24 protein-coding genes are annotated in these 25,079 nt (G+C 69.3%); 8 read left to right on the forward strand and 16 right to left on the reverse strand.

What is annotated here, in order from left to right; translation table 11 throughout:
- Positions 1–67: 67 nt before the first annotated feature.
- The 5 genes from F8O03_RS10605 to F8O03_RS10625 all read right to left on the reverse strand — a co-directional run bounded on the left by F8O03_RS10605 (position 68) and on the right by F8O03_RS10625 (position 6,294).
- Positions 68–727 (reverse strand): response regulator transcription factor, encoded by a 660-nt coding sequence (locus F8O03_RS10605; RefSeq protein ID WP_151423848.1) that lies wholly within the window; start codon positions 725–727, stop codon positions 68–70.
- Positions 724–2,070, reverse strand: a complete 1,347-nt coding sequence (locus tag F8O03_RS10610; RefSeq protein ID WP_151423849.1) for a sensor histidine kinase — start codon at positions 2,068–2,070, stop codon at positions 724–726. The genes F8O03_RS10605 and F8O03_RS10610 overlap by 4 nt, the downstream gene beginning before the upstream one ends.
- On the reverse strand, positions 2,058–3,293 hold the full coding sequence (locus tag F8O03_RS10615; RefSeq protein WP_151423850.1) for a serine hydrolase domain-containing protein: 1,236 nt from the start codon (positions 3,291–3,293) through the stop codon (positions 2,058–2,060). The genes F8O03_RS10610 and F8O03_RS10615 overlap by 13 nt, the downstream gene beginning before the upstream one ends.
- 452 nt (positions 3,294–3,745) lie before the next feature.
- The gene (locus F8O03_RS10620; protein ID WP_151423851.1) at positions 3,746–5,116 is read right to left on the reverse strand and encodes an SLC13 family permease; all 1,371 of its coding nucleotides are present in this window, start codon (positions 5,114–5,116) and stop codon (positions 3,746–3,748) included.
- A 65-nt stretch (positions 5,117–5,181) separates the two neighbouring features.
- Complete coding sequence (locus tag F8O03_RS10625; protein WP_151423852.1) at positions 5,182–6,294, reverse strand: PrpF domain-containing protein; 1,113 nt, start codon at positions 6,292–6,294, stop codon at positions 5,182–5,184.
- A 236-nt stretch (positions 6,295–6,530) separates the two neighbouring features.
- Here F8O03_RS10625 and F8O03_RS10630 point away from each other — a divergent pair, with 236 nt between their 5' ends.
- Positions 6,531–7,451 (forward strand): LysR family transcriptional regulator, encoded by a 921-nt coding sequence (locus F8O03_RS10630; protein WP_151423853.1) that lies wholly within the window; start codon positions 6,531–6,533, stop codon positions 7,449–7,451.
- A 42-nt stretch (positions 7,452–7,493) separates the two neighbouring features.
- Here F8O03_RS10630 and F8O03_RS10635 read toward each other — a convergent pair whose 3' ends face one another.
- Entirely contained in the window at positions 7,494–8,393 is a 900-nt protein-coding gene (locus tag F8O03_RS10635) for an alpha/beta fold hydrolase (RefSeq protein ID WP_151423854.1), read from the reverse strand.
- 73 nt (positions 8,394–8,466) lie between these two features.
- Between F8O03_RS10635 and F8O03_RS10640 the strand changes: the two genes are divergently transcribed.
- On the forward strand, positions 8,467–9,219 hold the full coding sequence (locus tag F8O03_RS10640; RefSeq protein ID WP_151423855.1) for a formylglycine-generating enzyme family protein: 753 nt from the start codon (positions 8,467–8,469) through the stop codon (positions 9,217–9,219).
- Between the two features lie 50 nt (positions 9,220–9,269).
- On the opposite strand, the gene F8O03_RS10645 is transcribed toward F8O03_RS10640, so the two are convergent.
- A complete protein-coding gene (locus F8O03_RS10645; protein ID WP_151423856.1) occupies positions 9,270–9,764 on the reverse strand; it encodes a VTT domain-containing protein in 495 nt (164 codons plus the stop codon).
- A 181-nt stretch (positions 9,765–9,945) separates the two neighbouring features.
- Here F8O03_RS10645 and F8O03_RS10650 point away from each other — a divergent pair, with 181 nt between their 5' ends.
- Together F8O03_RS10650 and F8O03_RS10655 are read left to right on the forward strand one after the other, a co-directional pair.
- Positions 9,946–11,214: a sensor histidine kinase gene (locus F8O03_RS10650; protein WP_151423857.1), complete on the forward strand. Its 1,269-nt coding sequence runs from the start codon at positions 9,946–9,948 to the stop codon at positions 11,212–11,214.
- Positions 11,211–11,813, forward strand: coding sequence for a response regulator transcription factor (locus tag F8O03_RS10655; RefSeq protein ID WP_151423858.1), 603 nt, complete (start codon positions 11,211–11,213; stop codon positions 11,811–11,813). The genes F8O03_RS10650 and F8O03_RS10655 overlap by 4 nt, the downstream gene beginning before the upstream one ends.
- Positions 11,814–12,197: 384 nt before the next feature.
- Here F8O03_RS10655 and F8O03_RS10660 read toward each other — a convergent pair whose 3' ends face one another.
- Positions 12,198–13,094, reverse strand: coding sequence for a LysR substrate-binding domain-containing protein (locus F8O03_RS10660; RefSeq protein ID WP_151423859.1), 897 nt, complete (start codon positions 13,092–13,094; stop codon positions 12,198–12,200).
- Positions 13,095–13,219: 125 nt separating this feature from the next.
- On the opposite strand from F8O03_RS10660, the gene F8O03_RS10665 reads away from it, so the two are divergent.
- A complete protein-coding gene (locus tag F8O03_RS10665; protein WP_208851847.1) occupies positions 13,220–14,221 on the forward strand; it encodes an EamA family transporter in 1,002 nt (333 codons plus the stop codon).
- On the opposite strand, the gene F8O03_RS10670 is transcribed toward F8O03_RS10665, so the two are convergent.
- The 6 genes from F8O03_RS10670 to F8O03_RS10695 all read right to left on the reverse strand — a co-directional run bounded on the left by F8O03_RS10670 (position 14,162) and on the right by F8O03_RS10695 (position 17,838).
- Positions 14,162–14,974, reverse strand: coding sequence for a tyrosine-protein phosphatase (locus F8O03_RS10670; protein WP_151423860.1), 813 nt, complete (start codon positions 14,972–14,974; stop codon positions 14,162–14,164). The two genes, F8O03_RS10665 and F8O03_RS10670, sit on opposite strands and share 60 nt — an antisense overlap.
- A gap of 174 nt (positions 14,975–15,148) precedes the next feature.
- Positions 15,149–15,346 carry a hypothetical protein gene (locus F8O03_RS10675; protein ID WP_151423861.1) on the reverse strand — a complete coding sequence of 66 codons (198 nt, stop codon included), beginning with the start codon at positions 15,344–15,346 and terminating at the stop codon, positions 15,149–15,151.
- A gap of 207 nt (positions 15,347–15,553) precedes the next feature.
- Positions 15,554–16,315 carry an ABC transporter permease gene (locus F8O03_RS10680; protein ID WP_151423862.1) on the reverse strand — a complete coding sequence of 254 codons (762 nt, stop codon included), beginning with the start codon at positions 16,313–16,315 and terminating at the stop codon, positions 15,554–15,556.
- Positions 16,312–17,091 carry an ABC transporter ATP-binding protein gene (locus tag F8O03_RS10685; protein ID WP_151423863.1) on the reverse strand — a complete coding sequence of 260 codons (780 nt, stop codon included), beginning with the start codon at positions 17,089–17,091 and terminating at the stop codon, positions 16,312–16,314. Before F8O03_RS10685 ends, F8O03_RS10680 begins: the two co-directional genes overlap by 4 nt.
- Positions 17,092–17,093: 2 nt before the next feature.
- Positions 17,094–17,456: a DUF1048 domain-containing protein gene (locus F8O03_RS10690; protein WP_151423864.1), complete on the reverse strand. Its 363-nt coding sequence runs from the start codon at positions 17,454–17,456 to the stop codon at positions 17,094–17,096.
- 1 nt (position 17,457) lies between these two features.
- Positions 17,458–17,838: a PadR family transcriptional regulator gene (locus F8O03_RS10695; protein WP_151423865.1), complete on the reverse strand. Its 381-nt coding sequence runs from the start codon at positions 17,836–17,838 to the stop codon at positions 17,458–17,460.
- Positions 17,839–18,026: 188 nt separating this feature from the next.
- On the opposite strand from F8O03_RS10695, the gene F8O03_RS10700 reads away from it, so the two are divergent.
- Both F8O03_RS10700 and F8O03_RS10705 read left to right on the forward strand, forming a co-directional pair.
- A complete protein-coding gene (locus tag F8O03_RS10700) occupies positions 18,027–18,563 on the forward strand; it encodes a PadR family transcriptional regulator (protein WP_244296180.1) in 537 nt (178 codons plus the stop codon).
- Positions 18,564–18,718: 155 nt separating this feature from the next.
- Positions 18,719–20,413 carry an ABC1 kinase family protein gene (locus F8O03_RS10705; protein WP_244296226.1) on the forward strand — a complete coding sequence of 565 codons (1,695 nt, stop codon included), beginning with the start codon at positions 18,719–18,721 and terminating at the stop codon, positions 20,411–20,413.
- A 156-nt stretch (positions 20,414–20,569) separates the two neighbouring features.
- On the opposite strand, the gene F8O03_RS10710 is transcribed toward F8O03_RS10705, so the two are convergent.
- On the reverse strand, positions 20,570–21,196 hold the full coding sequence (locus tag F8O03_RS10710) for a YdeI/OmpD-associated family protein (protein ID WP_151423867.1): 627 nt from the start codon (positions 21,194–21,196) through the stop codon (positions 20,570–20,572).
- 85 nt (positions 21,197–21,281) lie between these two features.
- On the opposite strand from F8O03_RS10710, the gene F8O03_RS10715 reads away from it, so the two are divergent.
- Entirely contained in the window at positions 21,282–22,988 is a 1,707-nt protein-coding gene (locus F8O03_RS10715; RefSeq protein WP_151423868.1) for an NAD(P)/FAD-dependent oxidoreductase, read from the forward strand.
- 128 nt (positions 22,989–23,116) lie between these two features.
- Here F8O03_RS10715 and nhaA read toward each other — a convergent pair whose 3' ends face one another.
- Positions 23,117–24,958 carry a Na+/H+ antiporter NhaA gene (nhaA, locus tag F8O03_RS10720; protein WP_244296182.1) on the reverse strand — a complete coding sequence of 614 codons (1,842 nt, stop codon included), beginning with the start codon at positions 24,956–24,958 and terminating at the stop codon, positions 23,117–23,119.
- Positions 24,959–25,079 lie beyond the last annotated feature (121 nt).

The following is a 25,079-nucleotide window of genomic DNA, read 5'->3' on the forward strand; positions in this document are numbered from 1 at the left end:
CAGGCCGTCACCGTGTTGCAACCTGGGCGCCGCCATCCCGGGCCGAACGCGCCCGCTGCGGTCTCGCTCAGCGGACGTCGACGAGCCCGGCGCGGATGCCCCAGAGCACGACCTGCAGGCGGTCCCTCGACGCGGTCTTCTGGAGCAGCCCCGCGAGGTGGTACTTCACCGTGGTGGGTTCGACGTACAGCTCGCCGGCGATCTCCGCGTTGGACAGGCCGCGCGCGAGCAGCCCGAGCACGTCGAGCTCCCGTTCGGTCAGCACGATCCCCGTGGGCGGGGCGGGGTCGGAGACGGGTCGCCGCCGGTCAGCGAATTCATGGAGGATGCGGCGCGTGAGCCGCTGGTCGAGCGTCCCGTACCCAGCGGCCACCGAGCGGACAGCAGCGAGCAGCGTCGCCTCATCCGCCCCCTTGAGCAGGAACCCGGCAGCCCCGGCCTCGAGCGCCGCGAATACATCGGCGTCGACGTCGAAGGTCGTGAGGATGAGCACCGCGGCGTGGAGGGATGGATCCGCGGCGATCGTCCGCGTCGCCTCGATGCCGTCGGTGCCCGGCATGCGTATGTCCATGCAGACCACGTCAGGGTTCAGCTCGCGAGCGAGGCGGGCCGCTTCTGCACCGTCGGCGGCTTCGGCGACGACCTCGAAGTCGGCCTCAGCGCCGAGGATGACGGACAGCCCGGCGCGCACGACCGCCTGGTCGTCGGCGATGAGGATCCGGATCATGATGCCTCCCCGTCTCGGTCCACGCCTCTGACTGCGCCGCCGATCGTGAGCTCGTTGCGCCAGCCGCCGTCGCTCGTTCGTCCAGTCTTCAGAGTCGCCCCCACGAGCTCGGCCCGTTCGGCCATGCCGGAGAGCCCGTACCCCGGCTGCGCGGGCGCGCGCGGCGCGACCGCATCCGGTGCAGGCCCTGTCGGCGCGTTCACGACGACGATGGCCACCTCGCCCTCATCGAAGCGGACGCTGACGTCGCTGCGCGCACCCCGAGCATGCCGGGCCGCGTTCGCCAGGGACTCCTGCACCATGCGGTACGCGGCGGCCTCCGTCAGCGGGCCGAGCGACCGAGGCGCACCGATGACGCGGAATCCGACGACCTGGCCCCGCTCCCGTGCGGCATCGACGAGCGTCTCGATGCCAGCAAGATCGGGGGTGGGGCTCGGGCGATCTGGCCGGCTGTTCGAATCGTCGTCGTCGCTTCGCAGCAACCCGACGGTGCGCCGGAGGTCGACGAGCGTCGTGCGTGCATCGTCTTGGATGCCCTGCATCATGGCCCGCGCGCGCTCGGGATCGGAGCGGGTCAGGGTCGTCGCCGCCTGCGCGCTCACGATGATGCCAGACAGGTGGTGGCCGGCGATGTCGTGCAGCTCGCGTGCGAGCGCGGTGCGCTCCGCCCGGAGCTCGCCGCGCGCCCGCTCCACCTGTCGCTGCTCGGCCATGCGCGCCTGCTCGCGGAGCGCATCCGTCAGCCGCTCCCTCCCGAGCACGTAGTCGGCGATGCCCGCGGGGAGGACGTAGAGGAGCAGGATGCGCAGGAGCAGCGTTGCGGTGAGGACGAGCGGCGCCTCGCGTGACCCGAGGAGCATCGCGACGCCACCGACGGTGGTCGTCGCCGCAGCCCCCACGACGAGCGCGATGAGCGCGGATCGTCGGGGCAGGTGTCGCACGACACGGTACGAGGCGATGCCCACGGCGAGCGCGCCGATGCCGAGCTCACCGGCCGTCGTGCCGAGGATGGCGAGGTCGATGCCGACGACCGCCCCGAACACGGGCAGCGGTCGGAGGCGGCGAGGCCAGAGCAGCAGCCCCTGCACTGCGATGAGACCCGCCAGCAGCAGCGGTGAACCGGTTCCGGGAACCGACGCGAAGAGTGCGCGATCCCAGGTGCCGATCGCGAGGAATCCGACGGCTCCCGCCAGCACGAGGAGACTGGGCGTCGCGGACCAGAGGGCGCCGATCACGGCCGAGTTCCGCGGCGATGAGCGCATGACCCGATTCAACCACGTCGGGTGGTGGCCGTTGATGAGGCCACCACCCGACGCGAACGCGTCGTCTGCTACTGCCCGCACAGCGTCTCGTCGAGGGCGTCGATCACCATGCGGTACTGCGCGAGGAGCCGCTCGTTGTCGTCGGCCGGCACGACCGCCCAGGGCAGCGCGGTGACGGCGATCGTCACGGCGGTGCCGTCGGGGCCGATGGCGTTGCGGGTCTGCGTTCCGGGGATGTCTCCCCCATGTCCCCACGCGACTCCGCCGCAGGACAGCGGGTAGCTCTGCACGCCGAGGCCGTACGCGGCCCCGGGGGTCAGCTCGTCTCCCGCGGGCACGGTCGTCTGCATCTCGGCGATCGACTCCGCGCTCAGGAGACTGCCGTCGAGGAGCGCCCGCGTGAAGGTGTTGAGCTCCGACGGCGTCGAGACCAGAGCTCCGGCGGCCCAGCCGAACGCGGGGTCCAGGTCGGTGATGTCCCGGAAGTCGCCAGGCGTCTCCGCGTGGTAGCCGCGGGGATGCTCGCCGCGCAGTTGCCGCTCGCCGGGTGCGGGCAGGTAGGTGTGCTCGAGGCCGAGAGGTGAGGTGATGCGCTCCTCGATCTGCGTGGCGAGGGCCCGGTCGGTGACGGCCTCGATCATGAGCCCGAGCACAAGGTAGTTGGTGTTGCTGTAGCCCCACTTCTCGCCCGGGGCGAAGGCCGCGGGGCGCTCGAACGCGACGTCGAGCATGTCCCTTGGCGAGATATAGGTGTGCTGCGCGCCGAACGCGTCCGCGGCGATCTTGTCCGCGTACTCGGGCAGGCCGGCGGTGTGCTGGAGGAGCTGGCGCACGGAGATCTTCGTGCCGTCGACCCCGTCGCCGGTGACGAGGCCGGGCAGGTACGTGTTGATCGGCTCATCGAGGGCGACCTGCCTCTCTTCGGCGAGCTGGAGGACGATCGTCGAGACGAACATCTTCGTGTTGCTGCCGATGCGCACCTCCCCGTCAACGGGTGGAGCCTCCCCCGTGGCGAGGTCGCCCTGTCCGAGGGCGAGGTTCGCGGTCCTGCCCTCGGGGTCGGTGACGGATGCGAGCACACCGGGGTAGCCAGCGTCCACGAGCGCCTGCATGGTCGCCTCGTGCGGGTCCGGGCCGACATCCGCGTTGGCGTTCGCGCTGTTCGACCATGCCCCGACGCCGATCGCGCCGGCCGCGAGGACGCCGGCGGTGGCGATCACCGCGGTCAGCTTCCTCGGGCGGCCACTCAGAACGGGGGCTGTCGGATCGGTTGGCTGTGCGTCTGCGGTTCGTTGCGTTTCCATGCATCCAGCGTGACGAAACGGGCCACTCGGCACCCCATCCCTGCGAACAGTCGCGCCTGCCTGCGTGGCCAGTTCGCTCGCGGCTCCCGGCTTCAACGTCAGCGATGCAGGCCCGAACCGCCGTCGACGTCGTGACCGGAGAAGTACTTGACTCCGGCCCGCCACGGAAGGAGCCTGTGCTCACAGTCAAGCGAAGAGATGTCGCCGCTGTAGTCGCCGAGTTGCGCGAGGGCGAAGCCTGCTTCGAGTTTCGCTGAGGGAGGCGTCGCGTCCGCCCACGCGCGCTGCGCAGCCTCGAGCCGATCAGCATGCGGGTCCGAACATGCGATCAGGCTCTCGTGCAGGCCTCTGGACGCTGTTCGGGGGGGGGTAACCACACACCGCCCTGGGGTGCTGGCGTCAGCACCCCAGGGCGGTCGGTCACGGTGCGGCTGTCACCTTCAACCCGTCGCTCACAGGGAGAAGGGCACGACGAGCGTCGCCCAGGCGAGCGGGGGTCCGATGAGCACGATGACCGCGGAGTAGCGAAGGATGCGCTGGTAGAACGCGGACGGATCGACGTTCTGCGCGTTCGCGAGCACCAGTGCGCCGTTGGTCGAGAAGGGCGACACATCGACGACCTTCGCTGCGATGGCGACCGCGGAGATCGCCATCCCGGCAGCAACCGGGCTTCCCTCGATGAGCGGCATGAGCATGGGAATGGCGATGGCGATCACTGCGGTCGACGAAGCAAACGCGGAGACGACACCCGCCATGAAGCAGAGAACGAGCACGCCGATGAGGGGCGAGCCGAGGCTGCCGATACCGGCGGCGACCCATTCGATTGCGCCAGCTTCCTCGACGATGCTGATGTAGGTGATCATGCCGGCAACCAGCAGGATGGTCGACCAGCTGATTCCCTCGACTGCCGCGCTCAGGTGCTTCTTCTCGATGAAGGCGATCAGCGTACCCGCCGCGAGCGCGAGGATTCCGATGTCGAGGTGGAAGATCATCGCACCGAGGGCGAGCGAGACGATTGCGAGCAGGGTCAGGATCTGCGCGGGCGTCGCACGGAGTCGCGGAACCTGCAGCGTCTGCGTCAAGGTGAGCGTGGAACCCTGCGTGGCGGTGTCGACGGAGATGTTGCCCGTCGCGGGGACACGCGGTCCGTGAACAGCACTGCCGCCCGCGGTCGGGCTGCCCGCAGACGAACTGCCCGACGGCGACGCATCGCGGGAGTCCGAGAGACGCTTCTTGTAGGAGAAGAACAGCTGGGTCAGGATGGCGATCAGCGTCGAGTAGACGAAGGCGGTGCCGAAGAGCACTGTCGGCGAGAAGCCGGGTGTGTCGCCGACCATGCCGCTCACGAGGAGCCCAAGCACTGAGATGGGCGAGAGCGAACCAGCGAGGGCGCCGTAGACGACGGTCATGCCCACGGGCAGCGGGTCCATGTTGTGCTTCGCGGCGAAGCTGAGCGCCACGGGAGCGACGAGCGCGACTGCCGCGGGCGGGAACGTGCCCATGGCCGTCAACAGCGTCGCTACGCCGAAGAGCACCCACGGCACCAGTGCGGTTCGGCCGCGGACCATTCGCACGCCGTTGTCGACGATGAGGTCGACGGTCCCGTTCAGCTTGGCGACCGCGAACAGGTAGGTCACGCCGACGATCGTGAGGAACAGGTCGGCGGGGAAGCCGGCGAGCAGGTCCTTTTCGCTGAGACCGAGGACGAACGTGCCGACGAGGAACGTTCCGATGAAGCCGAGTATGCCGATGTTGACGGGGCGAAGCGTCGCGATGACGACCATCGCGAACAGCGCCAGGATAGAGATGAGTTCTGGTGACATCGTTGTCTCCCAACGGGGGTGGAAGCCGCACACATCCGCTCAGGAGTGCAGTGCGGCTCTACTGATTATGAAACGAGGAGGGTTTCTTCGAACAGCTCGGACGTGTGATGCGAGAGCTGCTCGGTAGGGAGGGCCAGGGAGGCATCGGCAAGCCGGCGAGCCGAGCGACCGATGCCGACGGCGGGCGACCCGCCGTGCTGGCCGAGACGGGTGCTGATGACACCGGACGGGGTGCGCATCGCGACCGTCTCGGCGACGCGCGGGCTCGCCACTCGATGCACGACAGTGCCCGGCGCTGCGGCTGCGAGTGAGAGCGCGACGCTCCCGGTGATCGCAAGCGCGGGATGCGCCTTCCCCATGGACATCATGGTCACGCCGAAGTTGTGGTCGTCGGCGCTCGGCGGTGAGACGATCGCGAACTTCGGCACGGCCTTGCGTGCCTCGGCTGGCGTAGCGGCCATGCCCATACGAACGGCACCCTCTCGACGGATGGCATCGATGCGCGCGAGCAGCTCGGGCCGCGCATCGATCTCTGCCGGGCTCTCGTGGCCGGTCAGGGAGAGCCCCGATGCCTCGACGACGACCACGGGCGCGCCAGCATCGATGAGCGTGACGGGGACCCCGGCGATCTCCTCGGCGGCGTTCCCGGACGGGAGCAGACTCCCGGTCGTGCGCCCGGCAGGGTCGACGAACCACAGGACCACCTCGAGGCCCGCGTACGGTACGCCGGCGATGCGCGCATCCCCGACTTCGCTGAACACTCCCCCGGGGGTCGGGACCTCGGCGACGATGGTCTGGCCAGTGTTCGTATTGAAGATCCGGACAGCCGTGCGCTCGCCCCGAGGAACAACCCACCCCGCGTGCAGGGCATACGGCGCGATCGCGGCCGAGCAGTTGCCGCAGTTGCTCGACCAGTCCACGCGACCGTCGGCCAGGCCGACCTGCGCGAACGAGTAGTCGACGTCCGCGTCGTCGCGGCCACTCGGCGACAGGATGACGGCCTTGCTCGTCGTCGAGGTCCCGCCGCCGATGCCATCGATCTGGCGTTCGTCCGGGCTTCCGTACAGCCGCAGGAGAATGTCGTCGATGGGGGCGCCGATCTGTTCCAGAGCTGCGCGCGAGAACACCCAGCACTTGCTGGTCCCACCTCGCATGAGCGTCGCTGGTATCTCCATCATTGGAGCCTCCTTCTGTGTCAGCTCCAATGCTCGGCCGAAAGCTCCTACAGCAAAATAATGAGATTGCGGAGTGGGCTATAGGAGTGCTTAACTCCCGAAGAGTTGGTTTCACCTGGCACTTTTCGCAAATCTGGTCGCCGACAGGTCACTGAAGAGGCGATAAGACTGAAGGCTTGCTTCAGCCAGTCCAGCAAAATGCACCGCAGGCGTACACTCTTTCCAGGGAAGAGGTGCCCATGTACGACATCCGACGGCTCTCCATGCTGGTGATGATCATCGACTGCGGCTCGGTGACCGCAGCCGCGAAGACCCTCGGCTACACCGTTTCCGCCCTCTCGCAGCAACTGCAGCGACTCGAGCTGGAGGTGGGGCAGCCGCTCGTCCGGCGACAGCCTCGCGGTGTTGTCGCAACGGAAGCGGGAGCGCTGCTCGCCGGCCACGCCAGGTACGTGTTGCGACGGATGCGCGCCGCAGAGTCGGAACTGGACGAGCTCTCGGGCCTCCGACGCGGACGCGTCTCGGTTGGGACCTTTCCGACCGTCGGCACCACCCTCATGCCGATGGCCATCAGCCGGTTCCGCCGCGAGTACCCCGACGTTCGGCTCGAGGTGCACAGCGCCAGGTTCGACGAGCTCGTCTCGTCGCTCCAGGAGAACAGCATCGGCATCTCCCTGCTCTGGGACTACGAGTGGAACCGGATCGACGAACCAGATCTGTCGCTCACTCCGCTCCTCGAGGACCCAACCGTGCTTGTGGTCTCAGAGGATCACCGGCTCGGGCGAACCCGCCACGTGAACATGTCGATGCTCCGGCACGAGGACTGGATCGTCCGCAAGAGCGGTCATCCAGTGGCTGAAGTGCTTGAGCGAAGCTGCCGCGGTGCGGGATTCACTCCGAAGATCGCGTTCGAGGCCAACGACTACCAGGAGGCACTCGCGATGGTCAGCGTGGGTCTCGGGGTGGCGCTCGCCCCTCAGACTGCGGTCGTCTCAGCCCGGCCGGGCGTCCGGATCGTCAGCCTCGGGCAGGAGGCGCCGTCACGGCGCATCGTCATCGCCCACCGCAGCGACCGCGTGCGACCGCCGGGCGAGCACGCGATGCACCAGATCCTCGTGGATGTCGCGCGCGAGCACTTGCTCGCCGACCGCCCCTCCTGAATGCCAGGGGCGACCCGGGTTCTGGCATCCGTGCAGAGGCTCTTACGTCACTTGAGCGTTGCCGGACGCAGCCGAGTCGATACCGCGATCCCCGACGCGCAGCGTCAGCTCAAACGCCTGCCGCGCCACGAGGCCCGGTTCGGAGGCGCTGACGACGTGCCCAGACTCCTCCGCGCGAATGTGCACGGCCCCCGGATGCGCGGCCACGGTCTCGAGGTGCGCCGCGATCAGCGGTGCGCGTGTTCGGTCGCCTGGCGTCGCCTTCATGCCTGAAATCACCCGCATGGGCAGGTCACCGAGCCTCGGTGGACGCGACCGCAACCCGGCGAGCTCGCTTCCAACCACGCGCTGCTCCGCGGATGCCGCGCGCGCCGCCACCGGGTTCGCGGATGCATCCAGGGCCTGCGCCGCCGCGACCGGGTCCATCCCCTCGACGAGACTGCGCAGCTGCACGCGCAGCAGACCGAGACGGGCGGCCGGTTCCAGCACCGACGCCGAGAATGCGAAGAGGCGCCGAGTCGACGGCCGGAAGTACAGCGACGCGTGCTCATCGCTCTGGTCGACGAGCACGAGCCCGTCCATCGGTGCACCCGCCGACAGGCGGCGAGCTGCCAGGCGCCGAACGATCGGCCCGCCCCAACTGTGGCCGACGAGCACCAGCCTCGACGGCTCCTGCGCGGTCACGACCACGTCGAGGTCGTCGGCGAGGCGGTCCAGCGTGCGAGGTGCAGGATCCGGCGTGCTCTCCCCGTACCCCGCCCGCTCGTAGGCGACGACCCTCACGCGCTCCGCGAGCATCCCGTGCACGAGCCCCCAGTACAGGCCGCTCGCACCCAGGCCAGCCTCGAGCACGACCACGGCGCCCGAGTCGCGCGGCCCGCTCGCGAACGTGCGCAGGCGACGACCGTCCGGGGTCGTCACGAAGGCGGCGGAGTCGATCATCCCGGCATGCTCTCACGCCCCGACGACCACCCGCCAGGCGCCGGTGGCACCCTCCGGTGCGAGGATGGGCCCAATGGATATCGAATTCTCGGCCATCGACGGCGGCACCGTCGAACTGCACGACGCGCGACGCAAGATCCGCCGCCGCGTGGAGCTCGAGCCGTTCGAGATCGGCGTCTACGCGGTCACGCAGTCGCAGCTCGGCGAGCTCCTCGGGGAGGCGACCGACGACGGGCTGAGCCACCCCGACCGGCCCGCGACCGATGTCAGCTGGCTGCGCGCCATCCGCTTCTGCAACGCCGCCTCCGAATGGGAAGGCCTCGACGCCGCCTACTCGTACGACGGCGAGCAGGTCACCTGGCACGTCGACTCCGACGGCATCCGCCTCCCCACCGAATCCGAGTGGGAGTTCGCGTGCCGGGCCGGATCGACGGCTGCCCAGTACGGGCCGCTCGCCGACGTCGCCTGGACCAGCCTCGACGGCGTCACCAGCCCGCAGCCCGTCGGCGGCAAGCACCCCAACCTCAACGGCCTCTTCGACACCCTCGGCAACACGTGGGAATGGTGCTGGGACTTCCTCGACCCGGCCCGCTACGACGACTACCGCGTGTTCCGCGGTGGCGGCTACGCCGACGACACGTGGAGCGTGCGCGCCTCCGTCCGCCGCGGCGGGGCGCCACGCATGCACCACGAGGACGTCGGGTTCCGCGTCGCGCGGGGAGGCTTCGACGCCGAGGATGCGGCCCAGGGGTGGTCTGCCCGCGCCGACCGCGAGCGCGCAACGAACGAGGGGCCCACCCCGTTCGGGTGGACCCCACTGCGCTGACGCATCCGCCCGCCTGATTCGCGGTCGGCTTAGCCGCCGGGCCACCCGGCTCAGACCGCGAAGGCGATGACCCCGGTGATGAAGAGGGTCAGCAGCGTCGTCCACAGCACGATCGCGACCGCCTGCCAGACGAGCACCCGTCCCTTCGAGATGCCGCTTCCCGCAAGCGCCGCCGCCGTGAAGTGGGTCGGGAGCAGCAGCGGGCCGAGGAGGCTCACGCCGGCGACCCCATACCGGTTGAAGGCGCGCTGAAACTTCTCGCGGCGAGCCGTCTTCGGCGTCGCGTCTTCGGGCGACTTCGCGAAGCGCGCCCGGATCGCGGCCCCCAGGTAGACGACAAGCGCCACGGCGATGAAGTTGCCGAAGGCGCCCGCGATGGCGGCGATGACCGGGTTGATGCCGCCGATGATGCCGATCGATGCGGCACCCTCTCCCTCGATGAAGGGAACGGCCCCGGCAAGCGCGACGATGAGCGGCTGCAGCCAATCAGGCAGCTGTGCCATCAGGTTCTGGAAGCCGAGAATGAGCTCTGCGATGGGGTTCATGGTGTGGCCTTTCGGAGCTGAAGCGAGATGCCGCGTCGGGTGCCGCGGTGATGTCTCAATTCCACTTGGGATGCGCTCCGCACGGCAGTGCCGCCGCGTCACCACTCCTCGTGAGGATGCGCGTGCGGGTTCGTGACATATGTCACGGGTCGCGCGCCCACGCCTGGCCTACCGTTGAGGAATGAGCACTCCACGCATCGGCGAGATCGCCCTCGCCCGCGGCGTCACCGCCACCTGGTGGTACACGGCAGTGGGCGTCTTGGTGTTCGTCGGCTTCACCATCTCGTTCTGGGTGCTGTGGACCTGGGCGGCCCCGAACCTCGACGCGACCTGGCGTCTCCCCGTCACCGTGGCCGGTGGCCTCGCCTGGCTTGCCTCCGCCATGCTGCTGCTCCTCGATTACCGCCCGAGTGTGCTGGCCGTTCGCGACGGCGAGGCGCACCGCCCGTCGAGCCTCCACGTGCTCGGTCTCGGCCTCGCCGCAGTCAGCGCCGCACTCCTCGGTATCGGCGCGGCCTCGTTCGTCGCCGTGGCCGCGGTCATCGCGTTCGTGCTCTCCGTGCGCCCCTGGACTCCAGGCGTCAGGTGGCGCGTGGTCGTCGGCGCCACGATCGCGGTGGCCCTCGTGATCTTCTTCGAAGCCAGGACATTCGGCGAGCAGGGCATCCCCGGCAATGCGTTCGCCGCGCCCGGCCTTTTCATCCTGATGACGCCGTCCATGACCGCCTTCTCTCTCTGGTGGTGGGAGATCGTGCTCGAACTCGACCGCGCGCGTGCCGCCGAGAGCCAGCTCGCCGCGACCCGCGAGCGCCTCCGCCTCGCCAACGACGTGCACGACCTGCAAGGGCACCACCTGCAGGTCATCGCCCTGCAGCTCGAGCTCGCGGAGCGCCTCATCGCGAAGTACCCGGCCGCGGCGGCCGAGCAGATCCGGGCCGCGCAGGGAGCCGTCAACGAGGCACGCGCCGGCACGCGCGCCCTCGCGACGAGCTTCCGCGGCGTGCCCCTGCCTGATGAGCTCGAGAACGCGGCCGACCTGCTGCGCGCCGCCGGGCACGACGTGCGGATGCACGTGGGAGCCGGCACCGCATCCGCCCCCGCCGACGTGCTCGGGCCGATCGTGCGCGAGAGCGTCACCAACGTGCTCAAGCACGGTGACGGCAACCGCGCTCGGATCGAACTCACCCGCGACGGCGACGTATGGGTCTACCGCATGGTGAACGACGCCGTGGGCCACGGCGGCAGCGCTGCGGCTGGCGACGGGGTCCGGACCGACGTCGCGTGGGGCAGCGGCCTGACCGGCATGGGCGAGCGACTCGAGGCCAGCGGCGGCGACGTCGAGGCGTGGAACGACGGCACGAGCTTCACCGTGCAGGTGCGCCTGCCCGTCGGACATGCCCCGGTCGCCGGCACCTCTGGCCTCCCCGCGACGACAGGAGAACAGGCATGATCCGGGTGCTGCTCGCTGACGACGAGGACATGATCCGCACGGCCCTCGCCTCACTGCTGCGCCTCGAAGACGACCTCGAGGTGATCGCCGAGTGCAGCACCGGCACCTCCGCCGTCGAAGAGGCGCTGCGCCTCAAGCCCGACATCTGCCTCCTCGACCTCGAGATGCCGGGCCTCGACGGCGTCGAAGTCGCCGAACGCCTGCAAGGCCTCCCGGAGGTTCGATGCATCGTCGTCACCCGGCATGCGAGGCCGGGGGTACTGCGCCGCGCGCTCGCCGCCGGAGTCCAGGGGTTCATCCCGAAGTCCCGCCGCGCCGAAGAGGTCGCCGACATCATCCGCCGCGTCGCCGCCGGCCGCCGATACGTCGACCCCGAGATCGCCGCGGACGCACTGGCCGACGAACGCAGCCCCCTCACCGACCGCGAGCTCGACGTGCTGCGCGCCGGACAGCGCGGCGAGACGATCGCCGAGATCGCCCGCACCCTGCACCTCTCCCCCGGCACCGTCCGCAACTACGTGTCCTCAGTGCTGGGGAAGCTCGCCGTCTCGACCAGGCAGCAGGCGACCGTCGTCGCCCGCGAACGCGGCTGGATCTAGCGCGCGGCGCATCCGGCCACGCCACCGCCTGGCGAACGTCTCGGGCTGGCGCTCTTCTCGGGATGGGATTCGTCTCGGGATGGCGCTCGTCTCGGGCTGGCATTGTCACTTCGTTGAGGGAAACTTCCCCGAACGAAGCGAGGTTTCCATCCCGCGACAGCCGTCGGCAACCATCCCGCGACCCCGGGCGGTGACCGTCATTCGGCCCACACTTCGAGATGGCTTCCACGCACGCGGATGGTTTGCAACCCATCCCGAAGCGTGGAGCCCATCTCGAAGTTCGCCTGGAGTCGGCCGGCGGTGAACGGCGCGAGTCAGGCGTGCCGGCCCGCGGGTCGCCGGCCCGCGGGTCGCTGGCTCTCAGGCGCCGACCCTCGAGCGGCGTCAGCCACCGGTGAGTCGGTCGAGCACGTGGCGCAGCAGCGGCCACTCGGCGGTGCCGCGGAGGTAGGCGGCGGATGCGCGCAGCATGGGCGGGTCCTGCATCCGCACGATGTGCACGTTGTCGCGCGGCTCTCGGGTGAGGGGAAGCATCCCGACCCCGAACTCGGCGGCGATGAGGTCTTCCACGAGGGCGAGGTCGTCGGACTGGTGGGTGACGTTCGGCTCGTAGTCGGCGAGCGACGCGAGCACGCCGATGGCGATCTCGTCGGCGTTGTTCCTGGAGTTGCCGATCCACTCGCGCTCGCGCAGCGCGAGCATGAGGTCTCGGTTCGGCAGGGCCTCGTGGCCGCCGCCGGGGAGGGCCGCCGCGACCCTGTCCGGAACGCCGATTCCCCACTCCCCCTCCCACAGGCGCACGCTCTCGTAGCCGGGCGGGATGCGCAGGGGCGCGAGCGTGTAGTCGTAGACGAGCGCGAGGTCGATGCGGCCGGCGTCGACGAGCGCGAACGCCTCGTCGGGTTCCTGCTCCTCCAGCACGAGCCGCACGCCGGGATGTGATGCGGCGAGCTCGCGCATGATGGGAAACAGTGCTCGTGCGGCCGTCGCGAATCCCGCCACGCGCAGCGTCCCTTGCGGTTCCGCATCCGGGTCGAAGTCGCGCCTCGCCTCGTCGAGGCTCGCGAGGATCCCGGATGCGCGCGCGGCGAGCCGCGAGCCAGCGGCGGTCAGCCGCACCCCGCGTCCTACGCGCTGCAGGAGGTGAGCGCCGAGTTCCTGCTGCAGGAGGGCGAGCTGCTGCGAGACCACGGATGTCGTCGTCAGGTGCTGGTCGGCGACGGCACGCATGGAGCCCAGCCGCTCCAGGTCAACCAGGTATTCGAGCCGTCGTGTCTCCATGCGCGCTCCCATCGGTTCCGGTCGTGGCCATCTCGGCCCGGTCGCCACTATTGTGCTGGAATCGCGAACGATACGTTCGCATTTCTCGCGTGGACACGGATGCACGGGCGCGTCATCCTGGGTCCATGACCGCGTCCACGCTTCCGCCAGCCCCACGGGGCAGCGCCCGCTCGGGCACCCTCATGACGATCAGCGCCATGCTGTTCGTGCAGCTCGGCCTGGCGCTCAGCACCGGCCTGTTCGAGCAGCTCGGGCCGCTCGGCACCGGCTGGATCCGCCTCGTGTTCGCGGCGGCCCTCGTGCTGGTGATCGTGCGTCCGCGACGCGCGTGGTTCACGCGCAGCAGCTTCCTCGCGTGCGTCGTGCTCGGCGCGGCGACCTCGGGCATGACGCTGCTGTTCACGCTCGCGATCGACCGCATCCCGCTCGGCACGGCCGCTGCTCTCGAGTTCCTGGGCCCCCTCGCGGTCGCTGTGCTGCGCAGTCGAGGCCGGGCGCTCCTCTGGCCGCTGATCGCCGCTGTCGGTGTTGTGCTGCTGACGGAGCCGTGGACCGGGAACATCGACCCGATCGGCGTGCTGTATGCGCTTGCGGCGGCCGCCTGCTGGGCCGTCTACATCCTGTGCACGCAGCGCGTGGGCGACGAGCTGAGCGGGGTGCGCGGTCTGGCCGTCTCCATTCCTGTGGCGGCCGTCATCGCGAGCGTCATCGCGGCGCCGAGCACCATCCCGCTGCTCACCTGGGAGGCTGCGCTCGCCGGTCTCGGCCTGGCCGTGCTCCTGCCGACGGTGCCGTTCATGCTCGAGATCCAGGCGCTGCGCCGCATCACGGCGGCGGCCTACGGAACCCTCACGAGCCTCGAGCCCGCGGTCGCGCTCGTCATCGGGTTGCTGCTGCTGCACCAGGTGCCCGGACTGCTGCCGGTCGTCGGGCTCGCGCTGGTCATCGTCGCGGGCATCGGCGTCGAGCGCTCGGCCGGACGCACTCCCACCGCTCCTGCGTCTGCCACTCCAGCCTCGGCTCTCATTCCCGCCCCGACGCCGCCTACCGAGGCTGCGGCGGCAGCCTCAGGCGCCGGTGAGGCGCCCCTGGAGCGCGGCGAGCTCCGCACCGGTGAGCCCGCCTGACTGCAGGTACGCGGCTGAGCCGCCCTGCGCATCCACCCACTCGAGCGCCTGCTCGATCGCGGCTGGGGGTGTCGCGGCGACGAGGTCTTTGATCTGGTCGGTGAGCGGCAGGCCGTACTGCGCGACCATGCCGTACATGCGCTCGGCCCACTCACCTGAAAGGTTGGCTTCGGAGGACGCGTAGTCGGCGATGAGCGCCGACCGCTCGACCCCGACCGCGTCGAGCACGAGCGCCGAGCCGACGCCAGTGCGGTCCTTGCCGGCCGTGCAGTGGACGACCACGGCGGTCGGCGGGGTGACGGTCGCGGATGCGACGAGTCGCGCGAGCTCGGCGAACGTGGTGGCGCTGTGCTCGAGCATCTCCACGTAGAGGGCGCCCAGGGTCGGGATCTGCGCGAGCACCGCATCCATCGCCTTCGCCTGCTCGGCGGGGTCGCCGCCACGCGCAGCCGACTGCAACCCCTGCTGGACGAGGCCGGTGACGGCACCCTCGAGCAGCGGGAGCTCCACGACGTGGAACGGCCGACTCACGGGCAGGCGGTCTGGTGCCATCTGCCGCTCGGCGGGTGTGCGGAAGTCGACGATGGTGCCGATGTCGCTCGCCGCGAGCTCCTCAAGCCCCTTCGGGGTGAGCGAGCTCAGCGCGTCCGATCTGTAGAAGATGCCAGGCGCGGTCACACTGCCGGATGTGAGCGGCAGGCCGCCGGTGTCACGGAAGTTGAAGGTGCCCTCGAGGGATGTCGCCGTCGTCATGCGATCACCCTAGACGCGGGCACCGACATTCGCGCGGGCGCGGCCCCACCAACCCCTTGCTGCGCAGCCCTCCCAGACGCTCCAACCCGGTGCATCCACACGAGAGACGCACCTTCATCACGCCGGGAGGCTGCATCGCCCGCATGGATGCACTCAGGCGCGAGCGCGAGGACGTCAGCGACGGCGGCGGCGCGTGCCGAGCAGGGCCGCGATGACGGAGACCAGCAGCCCCGCCGCTCCGGTGACGAGGCCGACGATGATGAGGAAGCCCGCGCCGATGTTGGCGTCGAGGGCGGTCGGGTCGGTCATGAAGTGCGCTCCCGCGAGCGCGAGGAATCCGATGGCGAGCAGGACGGTGCCGAGGATCTGCATGTGGGTTCTCGCTCTCGTCGCGGCGATCCGGGGTCATTCCACCCAACAGCATCGGGATGCACCGAAACCGGGAGCGGGTGCGGCTCGCGCTTTGAGAGCACGCCTCGTCTCTTCGGGCCGGTTGCGAATCGTGGATGTAGCCATGTGACCCCCTCGAGTGCGAGCACTGCGAGCACTGCGAGCACTCGAGAAGCTCGACAGATTCAGTCAGCTGATCCTGCGCTGGTAGACCACGTTCGCAACCATGAAGGCGGCGAGGAGGATCCCGACGCACCAGCTCAGCGCGACCCAGATATCCCCGCTCGCCGGCTGCCCTTCGAGGAGCTGGCGGATGCTGTTGACGATCGACGTCACGGGCTGGTTCTCCGCGAACCAGCGCACCGGCCCCGGCATGGTGTCGGTCGGCACGAATGCAGAGCTGACGAACGGCAGGAAGATGAGCGGGTAGGAGAAGGCGCTCGCGCCCTCGACGGTCTTCGCGGAGAGGCCTGCGAGCACGGCGATCCAAGTGAGGGCGAGCGTGAAGAGCACGAGGATGCCCGCGACCGCGAGCCACTCGAACACACCGGCCTCGGACCGGAACCCCATGATCAGGGCAACGCCGACGACGACGGCCACCGAGACCAGGTTCGCGACCAGGGAGGTGAGCACGTGCGCCCACAGAGCCGACGATCTGGCGATGGGCATCGACTGGAAGCGTTCGAAGATGCCGCCCTTCAGGTCGAGGAACAGCCGGTAGGCCGTATAGGCGACGCCGGATGCGACCGTGATGAGCAGGATCCCTGGCAGCAGGTAGTCGACATAGGCGCCGGCGCCGGTGTCGATCGCCCCGCCGAACACGTAGACGAACATGAGCATGAACGCGATCGGCATGACGGCTGTCGTCACGATCGTGTCGGGACTTCGCAGCACGTGGCGCAGGGAGCGGCCCGTCAGGACGGCGGTGTCACCGACGAAGTGCGTGGTCATGATGCCAGATTCCTCTCCGTGCCCGGCTGGCCGATGACGGCCAGGAATATCTCCTCGAGCGTCGGCTGCTTCTCCACGTACTCGACCTTCGCGGGCGGCAGCAGCCGCTTGAGCTCGGCGAGCGTTCCGTTCGCGATGATGCGCCCCTCGTTCAGGATCGCGATCCGATCGGCGAGCTGCTCCGCCTCGTCGAGGTACTGGGTGGTGAGCAGCACGGTCGTGCCCGTGGCGGCGAGCTCGCGCACGGCAGCCCACACCTCGAGCCGAGCCTGCGGGTCGAGGCCCGTCGTCGGTTCGTCGAGGAACACGACGGGTGGGTCACCGATGAGGCTCATCGCGATGTCGAGCCGACGCCGCATGCCGCCGGAATACGTCGCGGCACGACGCCGGCCCGCGTCGGTCAGCGAGAAGCGCTCGAGCAAGGCGTCGGCGACCTCGTTCGGCCGCGGAACGTGTCGCAACCGCGCGACGAGGGCGAGGTTCTCGCGACCCGTGAGCACCTCATCCACCGCCGCGAACTGACCCGTCAGGCTGATCGCGGCGCGCACCTCGGCCGCGTGCGAAGCCACGTCGAGACCGTTGACCGATGCTGCACCACCATCGGCGCGAAGGAGCGTCGAGAGGATGCGCACCAGGGTGGTCTTGCCGGCCCCGTTCGAGCCGAGGAGCGCGAAGATGCTGCCGCTCTGGACGGCGAAGTGGACGCCGGTCAGCACGGCGAGGTCGCCGTACGACTTCGTGATGCCATCGACGACGATGGCCGGACGCACGCCCATGGCTACTGCCCTCGCTCCGCTTCCTCGACGGCCTTCACCAGTCGCGCGCGTTCCTTGTCGATCCACTGCTTGCCGGAGTACGACTGGCCGAACGTCTCGGCGAAGTCGACCGGGTCGGAGCCGACGATGTCGTGGACGGGCGTGCCGTCAGCGGCCGCGCGCTCCCACAGGTCAGCGAGATCGAGGTTCATGCGAACCATCGACTCCCCGTCGGTGATGCCGCTGTAGTACATGAGGTAGCGCTGGATGGCCTGCGCCACCTTCGCGTAGGGAGCCGGCAGCGCGTCCAGCCGAGCCTGCGCGTCCTTGAACTGCTTCTTCTCCTCGAACGAGCCGGTGAGCGCTTCGATCCATTTGGCGGCCATGTCAGTTGCCTCTTTCTTCGTGTGTGCTGGTCTCGTCTGTGCCGGTTCCAGCGGATGGTGTGGTGCCGCGGAGCTGCTCGAGGCGGTCCGCGAGGAACCCCCAGGTGCGCCAGAACTCCGCGAGGTATTCGGTGCCTTCTGCGTTGATCGTGTAGACCTTCCGCGGCGGGCCCTTCTCCGAGGGGACCTTCTCGACGTCGACGAACCCCTTCTGCTCGATGCGCACAAGGAGCGCGTAGACCGTGCCCTCGGCGATCTCTGCGAAGCCCTGCTCGCGAAGCCAGGCCGTGATCTCGTACCCGTAGGCCGAGCGCGTGGCGAGAATCGCGAGCACGATGCCCTCGAGCGTGCCCTTGAGCATCTCGGTTGCCTGCTTGCCCATGATCACCCTCTCTACTCAGTACTGATGACTACCGGTACAAAGTAGCACTGGGTACCAGTACCTAGCAACACTGGGTTCTGCGTGTTCAGCACCCTTTCAGGCAACCGAGATGCACAGCTACACAGAACTTCACCGATGTATCGTCGGGTGTCGTCAGGTATCGGCACTCACCCTCGAAAGGAATGCTCATGGTCGCTCAGCACACCCCAGGCGGACTCGGCTTCGGCCTCCGCGAAGCCGTCGACGAGATTCGCGAGAGTTTCGCATCCCGCCCCACCACCTCCCGCGCCAGCCGCGGAGACGTCCGAACCGCACTGCTGGTCGCCCTGCTCGAAGGCCCCCAGCACGGCTACCAGCTCATCCAGGCCATCGAGGAGCGCACCAGCGGCGTATGGAAGCCGAGCCCCGGTTCCGTCTATCCGACCCTGCAGCTCCTCTCCGACGAGGGACTCGTCGTCCCCGAGGTCACGGGAGAGCGCAAGGTCTACGCGCTCACCGAAGAAGGACGCGCCGTCGCTGTCGACGCTTCGACTGGCGACCTCCCCTGGGAATCGCCCGCCGCGCGCCGCGCCGAGCGTGCCGCGACCCTCCCGAAGGCTGGCGCTCGACTTGCACAGGCCGTCGTGCAGGTGCAGAGCAGCGCAACCCCAGACCAGGCCGAGCGCGCTGCGGCCCTCCTCGACGAGACGCGGCGCAAGCTGTACTCGATCCTCGCCGAGGACTGAACGTGACAGATGGCCCCAGCCTGACAGAGGAGCGAACGGCGGCGGCGAGCAGGCTGACTGCCGCCGCCGCGCAGGCGCAAGCCGTCACTCGAGGCCGGGCCGCCCACGACGGCGACACGAAGCTCTCGGCTGAGGGCCGCGCGAGGTACCGCAGAATCGTCCGCTTCGCGCAGCGCGCGATGCTGCAGATCTGGTGGTTCGAGATCTTCCTGCCGCGCATCCGCCTCGGGAAGCTGTCGGAGCGGGGACGGACCGCACGTATGCAGCGCCTCGCCCGCCGCTTCCATGCACTCGCGGTCGACCTCGGCGGGCTCATGATCAAGGTGGGGCAGTTCATGTCGTCGCGCCTCGACGTGCTGCCACCCGAGATCACGGCCGAGCTCGAGGGCCTGCAGGATGAGGTTCCGGCCGTGGCGTTCCCCGCCATCCGGGCACAGGCTGAGGCCGAGCTGGGCATGCCGTTGAGCCAAGCGTACGCGAGCTTCGACGAGGCCCCCATCGCGGCGGCCTCGTTCGGGCAGGCCCATCGCGCGACGCTCACCCCCGCCCTCGCGGAGGAGACCGGGTACACCAGCGTGGTCGTGAAGGTGCAGCGACCGGGCATCGAGGACCTCGTCGAGACAGATCTGCGTGCGCTGCGCCGCGTCGGACAGCTCCTCAAGCGAGTCGAGCTGGTCTCCAAGCGGGCCGACGCCCCCGCCCTCGTCGAGGAGTTCGCTGCGACGAGCCTCGAGGAGATCGACTACATCCACGAGGGCTCCAGCGCTGAGCGCTTCGCCGCCGACTTCGAGACCGACACCCGCGTGGGTGCCGCGCAGGTCGTGTGGGAGCGCACGGCGTCGCGCATCCTCACGCTCTCGGACGTGACCGCGATCAAGATCACCGACGTGGATGCGCTCCGCGCCGCGGGCATCGACCCCGAAGAGGTGGCCAACGAACTCGCGAGGGCAACCTTCCAGCAGCTCTTCGTCGCCGGCTTCTTCCACGCAGACCCGCACCCGGGCAACATCTTCGTGACACCGCTGGCGACGCCGCGGATCCCCGCCCCCTCAGACGTCGACGGTGAGGCGACCGAGGAGCGGCCCGCACCCGTCACGTGGGAGCTGACCTACATCGACTTCGGCATGATGGGCGTCATCTCCGACACCCTGCGCGCGAGCCTGCGACAGCTCATCTTCGCGATCGTGTCGCGCGACGGGCCCGGCCTCGTCAGGTCGATGCGCAGCGTCGGCGTGCTCCTCCCCGCAGGTGACACGGCCGAACTCGAGCGAGCCATGACGGAGCTGTTCGGTCGCTTCGGCGGCATGGGCGTCGCCGAGCTGCAGCGCGTCGACCCCGCAGAGCTCGGCGACTTCGCCGACCGCTTCAGGGACACGATCCGGGAGATGCCGTTCCAGCTGCCCGAGAACTTCCTGCTCATCATCCGCGCGATCTCCCTGGTGTCGGGCGTGACCTCCGCGCTCGACAAGGACTTCAACATGTGGGAGGCGGTCGACCCGTTCGCCCGCACCCTCACGCGCGACGAGGGCGGAAACACCATCCAGGCCGTGGCGAAGCAGGCCGTTTCGGCGCTCGCGACCGCCGTGACGCTGCCAGGGCGACTGGATGCGCTGACCACTCGGCTCGAAGCCGGCCAGCTGAAGGTGCAGACGCCGAGCGTCGACCGGCACATGCGCTCACTCGAGCGGATGCTGCGTGGCGTCGTCTCCGCGGTCGTGTTCGCCGCGCTGCTCATCGGGGGCGTCCTGCTGCTGCCGCAGCTCGCTCCCCTCGGCATCGTGCTCATGAGCGTCTCGGTCATCCCTCTGCTCCACGCCGCGGCCGTCGCCTTGGGCCGGCGGCGACGCTGACGCCCTGACCGCTCGCCGCCGGCTCGCCAGCTCGTCCCGCTCGCCGCGGCCACCACCCCCACCCCTGGTTTCGGGATGGGTTGCACGCCTCGGGATGGCTTGCAACCCATCCGGCAGCGTGAAAGCCATCTCGAGACGACCACCCCGAGCGGGAACTCAGACGGCGAGCTTGCCGCTCTTCGACAGCTCGGGGTCGGTGCACGACGAGAGGTCGAAGCAGCATGGGCGCCGCTTCCCGGCCTCCAGCTTCGAGAGGCCGACCTCGATGCGGCGCTCGCGAGTCTTCACGACTCGCGTGGAGTTGATCCAGCGCACCCACTCCCACCTCGCCATCGGCGTGATGTCACGCCAGGTCTCCGCAGAATCGGGGGCATCCGCGAGCGCCTCGGAGAAATCCGCGGGGATCTCCGGCTCGGGCCACTCGCCGCCCGGCCGCAGCTCCACGCTGACGGTGTCGCCGTCGGCGGCGCCGTCTCCGAGTGCGGCGGCGACGTCGAGCCAGTGCCCGCGGAGGCCGTCGGGCTCGATGACCGCCTCGAAAGCTCGCGCAGCATCACCGGAATCCGCGCTGGAGCCTGAGCCAGCCTGTGCGTGGATCACGCCCTCGACGGCGACCTGCCCACGCGACGGCAGCATCCGGCTCGCGTCCTCCGGAAACCGCACGATCAGTCGCACGCCGTCGTCACCCACAACGGGGACGGCAATGACACGCGCTGTGAACCTGACGGCACTGGTGTCCGGCGCCGCGATCTCCGCGGCGAGTGAGCCCTGTCTGTCAGCCATGGCAGAAAGCGTACGCCCGACCGAAGCGTGAACGCAGATTCCCTCACTGGTTCCCGAACCCTTCGTCGCTCAGTACCCTGATCCCATGACTGACCAGCCCATCATCCTCATCGCCGCCGATGAGCGACTCGCGAAGATCGAAGCCGAATTCAGGGCCAGATACGACCGCGACTACAGGATCGTCACGGCAGGAGACGCCGGGGGCGCCCTGCAGCTCCTGAGGGAACTCGTCGATTCCGGTGCCGCTGTCGCCATGGTCGTCGCCGACGTGTCCATCGGGGAGATCCCTGGACCGACGTTCCTGCGCCGCACGCAATCGATCTCCCCGACAGCGCGCCGACTCGTCCTCTCGACACCCGGCGCCGGCTACGCCGCGAACCTCGACGCCCTGCGGGAGGCGACGGTCCGTCGAGACATCGACACCTTCACCGGCATCCCGATGGGACCGCGCGACGAGGAGTTCCACACGGTCGTCACGGAACTGCTCTCCGAGTGGGGCTGGTCTGTCGCCCGACCGGCAGTCAGCATCATCGACGTCGTCGCCGAACCGCACGACCGCGAGGCGGGAGCCATTCGGGATCTCCTCGAGCGCCTCGGCTTCCCGAACCGCATCCTGACCCCAGACAGTGCCGAGGGAGCCGCACTGATCTCCGCAGCTACGGCCGAGTCCTCAGCGCCAGTCGTGCTCCCGCTGGCTCGGGCCTACGACGGCAGGCTCTTCCCCGCAGCAACGGCGAGGGGCCTCAACGAGCTGCTCTCGACTCGCTTCGACACGGTCCCCGAGGGGGAGGTCACCGATGTCCTGGTCATCGGCGCCGGCCCCGCTGGCCTCGCCGCGGCCGTCTACGCAGCCTCCGAGGGGCTCACCACGGCGGTGCTCGAGCGGGATGCGATCGGCGGGCAGGCGGGGTCGAGCTCGATGATCCGCAACTACCTCGGCTTCCCCCGAGGTATCTCCGGCATGCGCCTCGCGCAGCGTTCCCGCATCCAGGCCGGGCGCTTCGGCGCGAAGTTCTACACGGGACGTTCGGTCACCGGCCTGGAGCCCTGCACGCTCGACGGCGTCCCCACCTACCGAGTGCACCTCGGCGACACCGAGCTGCGTGCACGGACCGTCCTCATCGCGACCGGGGTCGCGTATCGGCGCCTCGGCATCGAATCGGTCGATGTGCACACGGGCGCCGGCGTCTACTACGGGGCAGCCACCTCGATGGCGAGGGAGATGCAGGGAAGAGACGTCATCGTCGTCGGCGGTGGCAACTCTGCCGGTCAGTCGGCCGTGCACCTCGCGAAGTTCGCGAGACACGTGACCATCCTCATCCGGCGCGCGTCGCTGAGCGAGTCGATGTCCGAGTACCTGATCCGCGAGCTCGACTCGACCCCGAACGTCTCCGTCGCCAGCAACAGCGAGATCGCGGACGGCGGAGGTGAGGCCGCCCTCGAGTGGGTGACCGTGCGCGACCGGACCTCGGGCGAGGAGCACCGCTTCGACGTCGGCGGGCTCTTCTGCATGCTCGGCGCCCAGCCGGACTGCACGTGGCTGCCAGAGGGAATCGCCCTCGACAAGGCGGGCTTCGTCCTCACGGGACGAGACGTCCCCAAGGATGCTTGGACCGACGGCATGCCTCCAGCTGACCTCGAGACCACGCTGCCTGGCGTCTTCGTCGCCGGCGACGTGCGCTCCGGGTCGATGAAGCGCGTCGCGTCCGCCAGCGGGGAGGGCGCATCCTCGCTGCCCCTCATCCACGCCCACCTCGCCGCCCTCCGCGCCCGCGAGTTCGGCGCCGAGTAGGCTCGCCGGCCCTCCCGCGCCGCCGGCAGCGCATCCACACGAGAGATGCCGCTTCGTTTCGAAACGAAGCGGCATCTCTCGTGTGCTTGCAGATGGATGCGGCGCGCGCGAGTCAGGAGCACGCGGGGTCAGGACCGGCGACGGATCGCGAGCTCCTTGCGCTGCGCCTCGATCGTCGCGATGAGGGTGCGCGCGTCATGTGCGCCGCTGTGCCGCGTCTCGCCGAGGAAGAACGTCGGGGTTCCGCGTGCTCCGCTGTCGATGGCGCTCTGCATGTCGGCGCGGATGCGCTGCGGCAGCGTCTCGTCGAGCATGTCGGCATCGAAGCGCTCGAGGTCGAGGCCGATCTCCTCCGCATAGCCGCGCAGGTACTGCGCGTCGAGTCGCTCCTGGTTCGCGAAGAGCAGGTTGTGCATCTCCCAGAACTTGCCCTGGTTGGCGGCCGCCTCCGAGGCGATCGCGGCCTGGAACGCATGCGGATGGTAGTCCTCGAGCGGTAGGTGGCGCACGACGTAGCGCGCCCCGCCGTCGCTGAAGTGCTCGCCCAGGTCCTGCCACATGCCGGTCGCCCGAGCGCAGAACGGGCACTCGAAGTCGAGGTACTCGACGATCGTGACCTGCGCGTCCGGGTCGCCCAGCATGTGGTCTCGCTCCGGGTCGACCGGACGGGAGAGGGTCGTCGGCAGGTCAGCCGTGGTCTCGTTCATCTTGACGCGCGCGAACGTGAACGTGAGCCAGCCGATGACCCACGACAGCACCATCGCGATGAAGACGCCGACGATCGCCTGCCCGGCGACCTCGCCCTCCAGCGCCAGCGAGATGATGAGCAGCGACATGGTGAAGCCGATGCCGCTGAGCGCGGCACCCCCGAAGACGCTGCCCATGCCGACGCCCTGCGGGAGCGAGCCGAGACCGGCTCGGACCGCGATCCAGCTGCCGAGCGCGATGCCCCCGAACTTGCCGAGCACCAGTCCGGCCACGACACCCCAGGTGACGGGCGAGGTGAGCGCGTTGCCGAGCATCCCGCCCCGCAGGTCGACGCCCGCATTTGCGAGCGCGAAGACCGGCACGATGAACAGCGCCACCGGGCTCAGCAGCACCTCGTGGAGGCGCTCGTTGACGGAGATCGATTTGGCCAGACCGAGCCGCACGTTGCGTGCGGCATCGGCGCGGGGCGACTGCCAGAAGTCACGGAACAGGCGCTTCGCGCGGACGACGTCCTCGCGGTCCGGGTCGGAGGCGGGGATGAGCAGACCGGCCGCCATTCCCGCGAGCGATGGATGAACGCCGGACAGCAGCGTCGCCGCCCACAGCACGACGATGATGACGATGTACGGCGTGCTGCGCCACTCGTTCGCTCGAGCGAGGAGGAAGAGGAGGACGAGGCAGACGACGGCGACCGCGAGCGGCATCCACTGCACCGACTCGGTGTAGACGATGCCGATGATGGAGACTGCGAGGAAGTCGTCGACGACGGTGAGCGTCAGCAGGAAGACGCGCAGCTGGCTCGACATCTTCGGCCCGACCAGTGCGAGCGCGCCGAGGAGGAACGCGGTGTCGGTGCCGATGACCGCACCCCACGCCTCCGGCGCCTCGCGTCCGGCGATGGCCAGGTAGATCAGGGCTGGGAGGACGACGCCCGCCACTCCGGCGACGATCGGCACGAGGGCCTGGCGTCGGTCTCGCAGGGATCCGACGGCGAACTCCTGTCGCACCTCGAGTCCGATGAGGAAGAAGAAGATGACCATGAAGCCGTCGTTCACCCAGTGGTGGAGGCTCATGTCGATGCGGAAGTCGCCGATGCCGACGGCCGCGTGCGTCTCCCAGAGGTGCACGTACGACTCCGACCATGGCGAGTTCGCCCAGAGGAGCGCGAAGACCGCGACGCCCACGAGCAGCAGCGCACTCCCCGACTCGGTCCGGAGCCGGTCCGCGACCAGACGCACCCAGTCCTGTTTCTGCTTCCCCACGCGATCCCCCGTCTGCTTCGGCGCGGGTCTGTGCTCAGACCTCACGCGCCGAGTGGAAAGCATACGTCTCGCCGGAGACGTCTGGGGCTCTCAGACAGGCCCTGTCAGAGCCTGGATCCGG

The organism is Pseudoclavibacter terrae, from assembly GCF_008831075.1.
GTDB classification, from domain to species: Bacteria; Actinomycetota; Actinomycetes; order Actinomycetales; family Microbacteriaceae; genus Pseudoclavibacter; species Pseudoclavibacter terrae.

Bases quoted from the DNA above. Each gene is read 5' to 3' on its own strand.
- F8O03_RS10715 (WP_151423868.1), top strand. From the start codon at position 21,282: ATGACTGACCAGCCCATCATCCTCATCGCCGCCGATGAGCGACTCGCG.
- F8O03_RS10700 (WP_244296180.1), top strand. From the start codon at position 18,027: ATGGTCGCTCAGCACACCCCAGGCGGACTCGGCTTCGGCCTCCGCGAA.
- F8O03_RS10635 (WP_151423854.1), bottom strand. From the start codon at position 8,393: ATGATCGACTCCGCCGCCTTCGTGACGACCCCGGACGGTCGTCGCCTG.
- F8O03_RS10670 (WP_151423860.1), bottom strand. From the start codon at position 14,974: ATGACGACGGCGACATCCCTCGAGGGCACCTTCAACTTCCGTGACACC.
- F8O03_RS10665 (WP_208851847.1), top strand. From the start codon at position 13,220: ATGACCGCGTCCACGCTTCCGCCAGCCCCACGGGGCAGCGCCCGCTCG.
- F8O03_RS10640 (WP_151423855.1), top strand. From the start codon at position 8,467: ATGGATATCGAATTCTCGGCCATCGACGGCGGCACCGTCGAACTGCAC.
- F8O03_RS10695 (WP_151423865.1), bottom strand. From the start codon at position 17,838: ATGGGCAAGCAGGCAACCGAGATGCTCAAGGGCACGCTCGAGGGCATC.
- F8O03_RS10675 (WP_151423861.1), bottom strand. From the start codon at position 15,346: ATGCAGATCCTCGGCACCGTCCTGCTCGCCATCGGATTCCTCGCGCTC.
- F8O03_RS10625 (WP_151423852.1), bottom strand. From the start codon at position 6,294: ATGATGGAGATACCAGCGACGCTCATGCGAGGTGGGACCAGCAAGTGC.
- F8O03_RS10650 (WP_151423857.1), top strand. From the start codon at position 9,946: ATGAGCACTCCACGCATCGGCGAGATCGCCCTCGCCCGCGGCGTCACC.
- F8O03_RS10620 (WP_151423851.1), bottom strand. From the start codon at position 5,116: ATGTCACCAGAACTCATCTCTATCCTGGCGCTGTTCGCGATGGTCGTC.
- F8O03_RS10710 (WP_151423867.1), bottom strand. From the start codon at position 21,196: ATGGCTGACAGACAGGGCTCACTCGCCGCGGAGATCGCGGCGCCGGAC.
- F8O03_RS10690 (WP_151423864.1), bottom strand. From the start codon at position 17,456: ATGGCCGCCAAATGGATCGAAGCGCTCACCGGCTCGTTCGAGGAGAAG.
- F8O03_RS10615 (WP_151423850.1), bottom strand. From the start codon at position 3,293: ATGGAAACGCAACGAACCGCAGACGCACAGCCAACCGATCCGACAGCC.
- F8O03_RS10685 (WP_151423863.1), bottom strand. From the start codon at position 17,091: ATGGGCGTGCGTCCGGCCATCGTCGTCGATGGCATCACGAAGTCGTAC.
- F8O03_RS10605 (WP_151423848.1), bottom strand. From the start codon at position 727: ATGATCCGGATCCTCATCGCCGACGACCAGGCGGTCGTGCGCGCCGGG.
- F8O03_RS10630 (WP_151423853.1), top strand. From the start codon at position 6,531: ATGTACGACATCCGACGGCTCTCCATGCTGGTGATGATCATCGACTGC.
- F8O03_RS10645 (WP_151423856.1), bottom strand. From the start codon at position 9,764: ATGAACCCCATCGCAGAGCTCATTCTCGGCTTCCAGAACCTGATGGCA.
- F8O03_RS10680 (WP_151423862.1), bottom strand. From the start codon at position 16,315: ATGACCACGCACTTCGTCGGTGACACCGCCGTCCTGACGGGCCGCTCC.
- F8O03_RS10660 (WP_151423859.1), bottom strand. From the start codon at position 13,094: ATGGAGACACGACGGCTCGAATACCTGGTTGACCTGGAGCGGCTGGGC.
- F8O03_RS10655 (WP_151423858.1), top strand. From the start codon at position 11,211: ATGATCCGGGTGCTGCTCGCTGACGACGAGGACATGATCCGCACGGCC.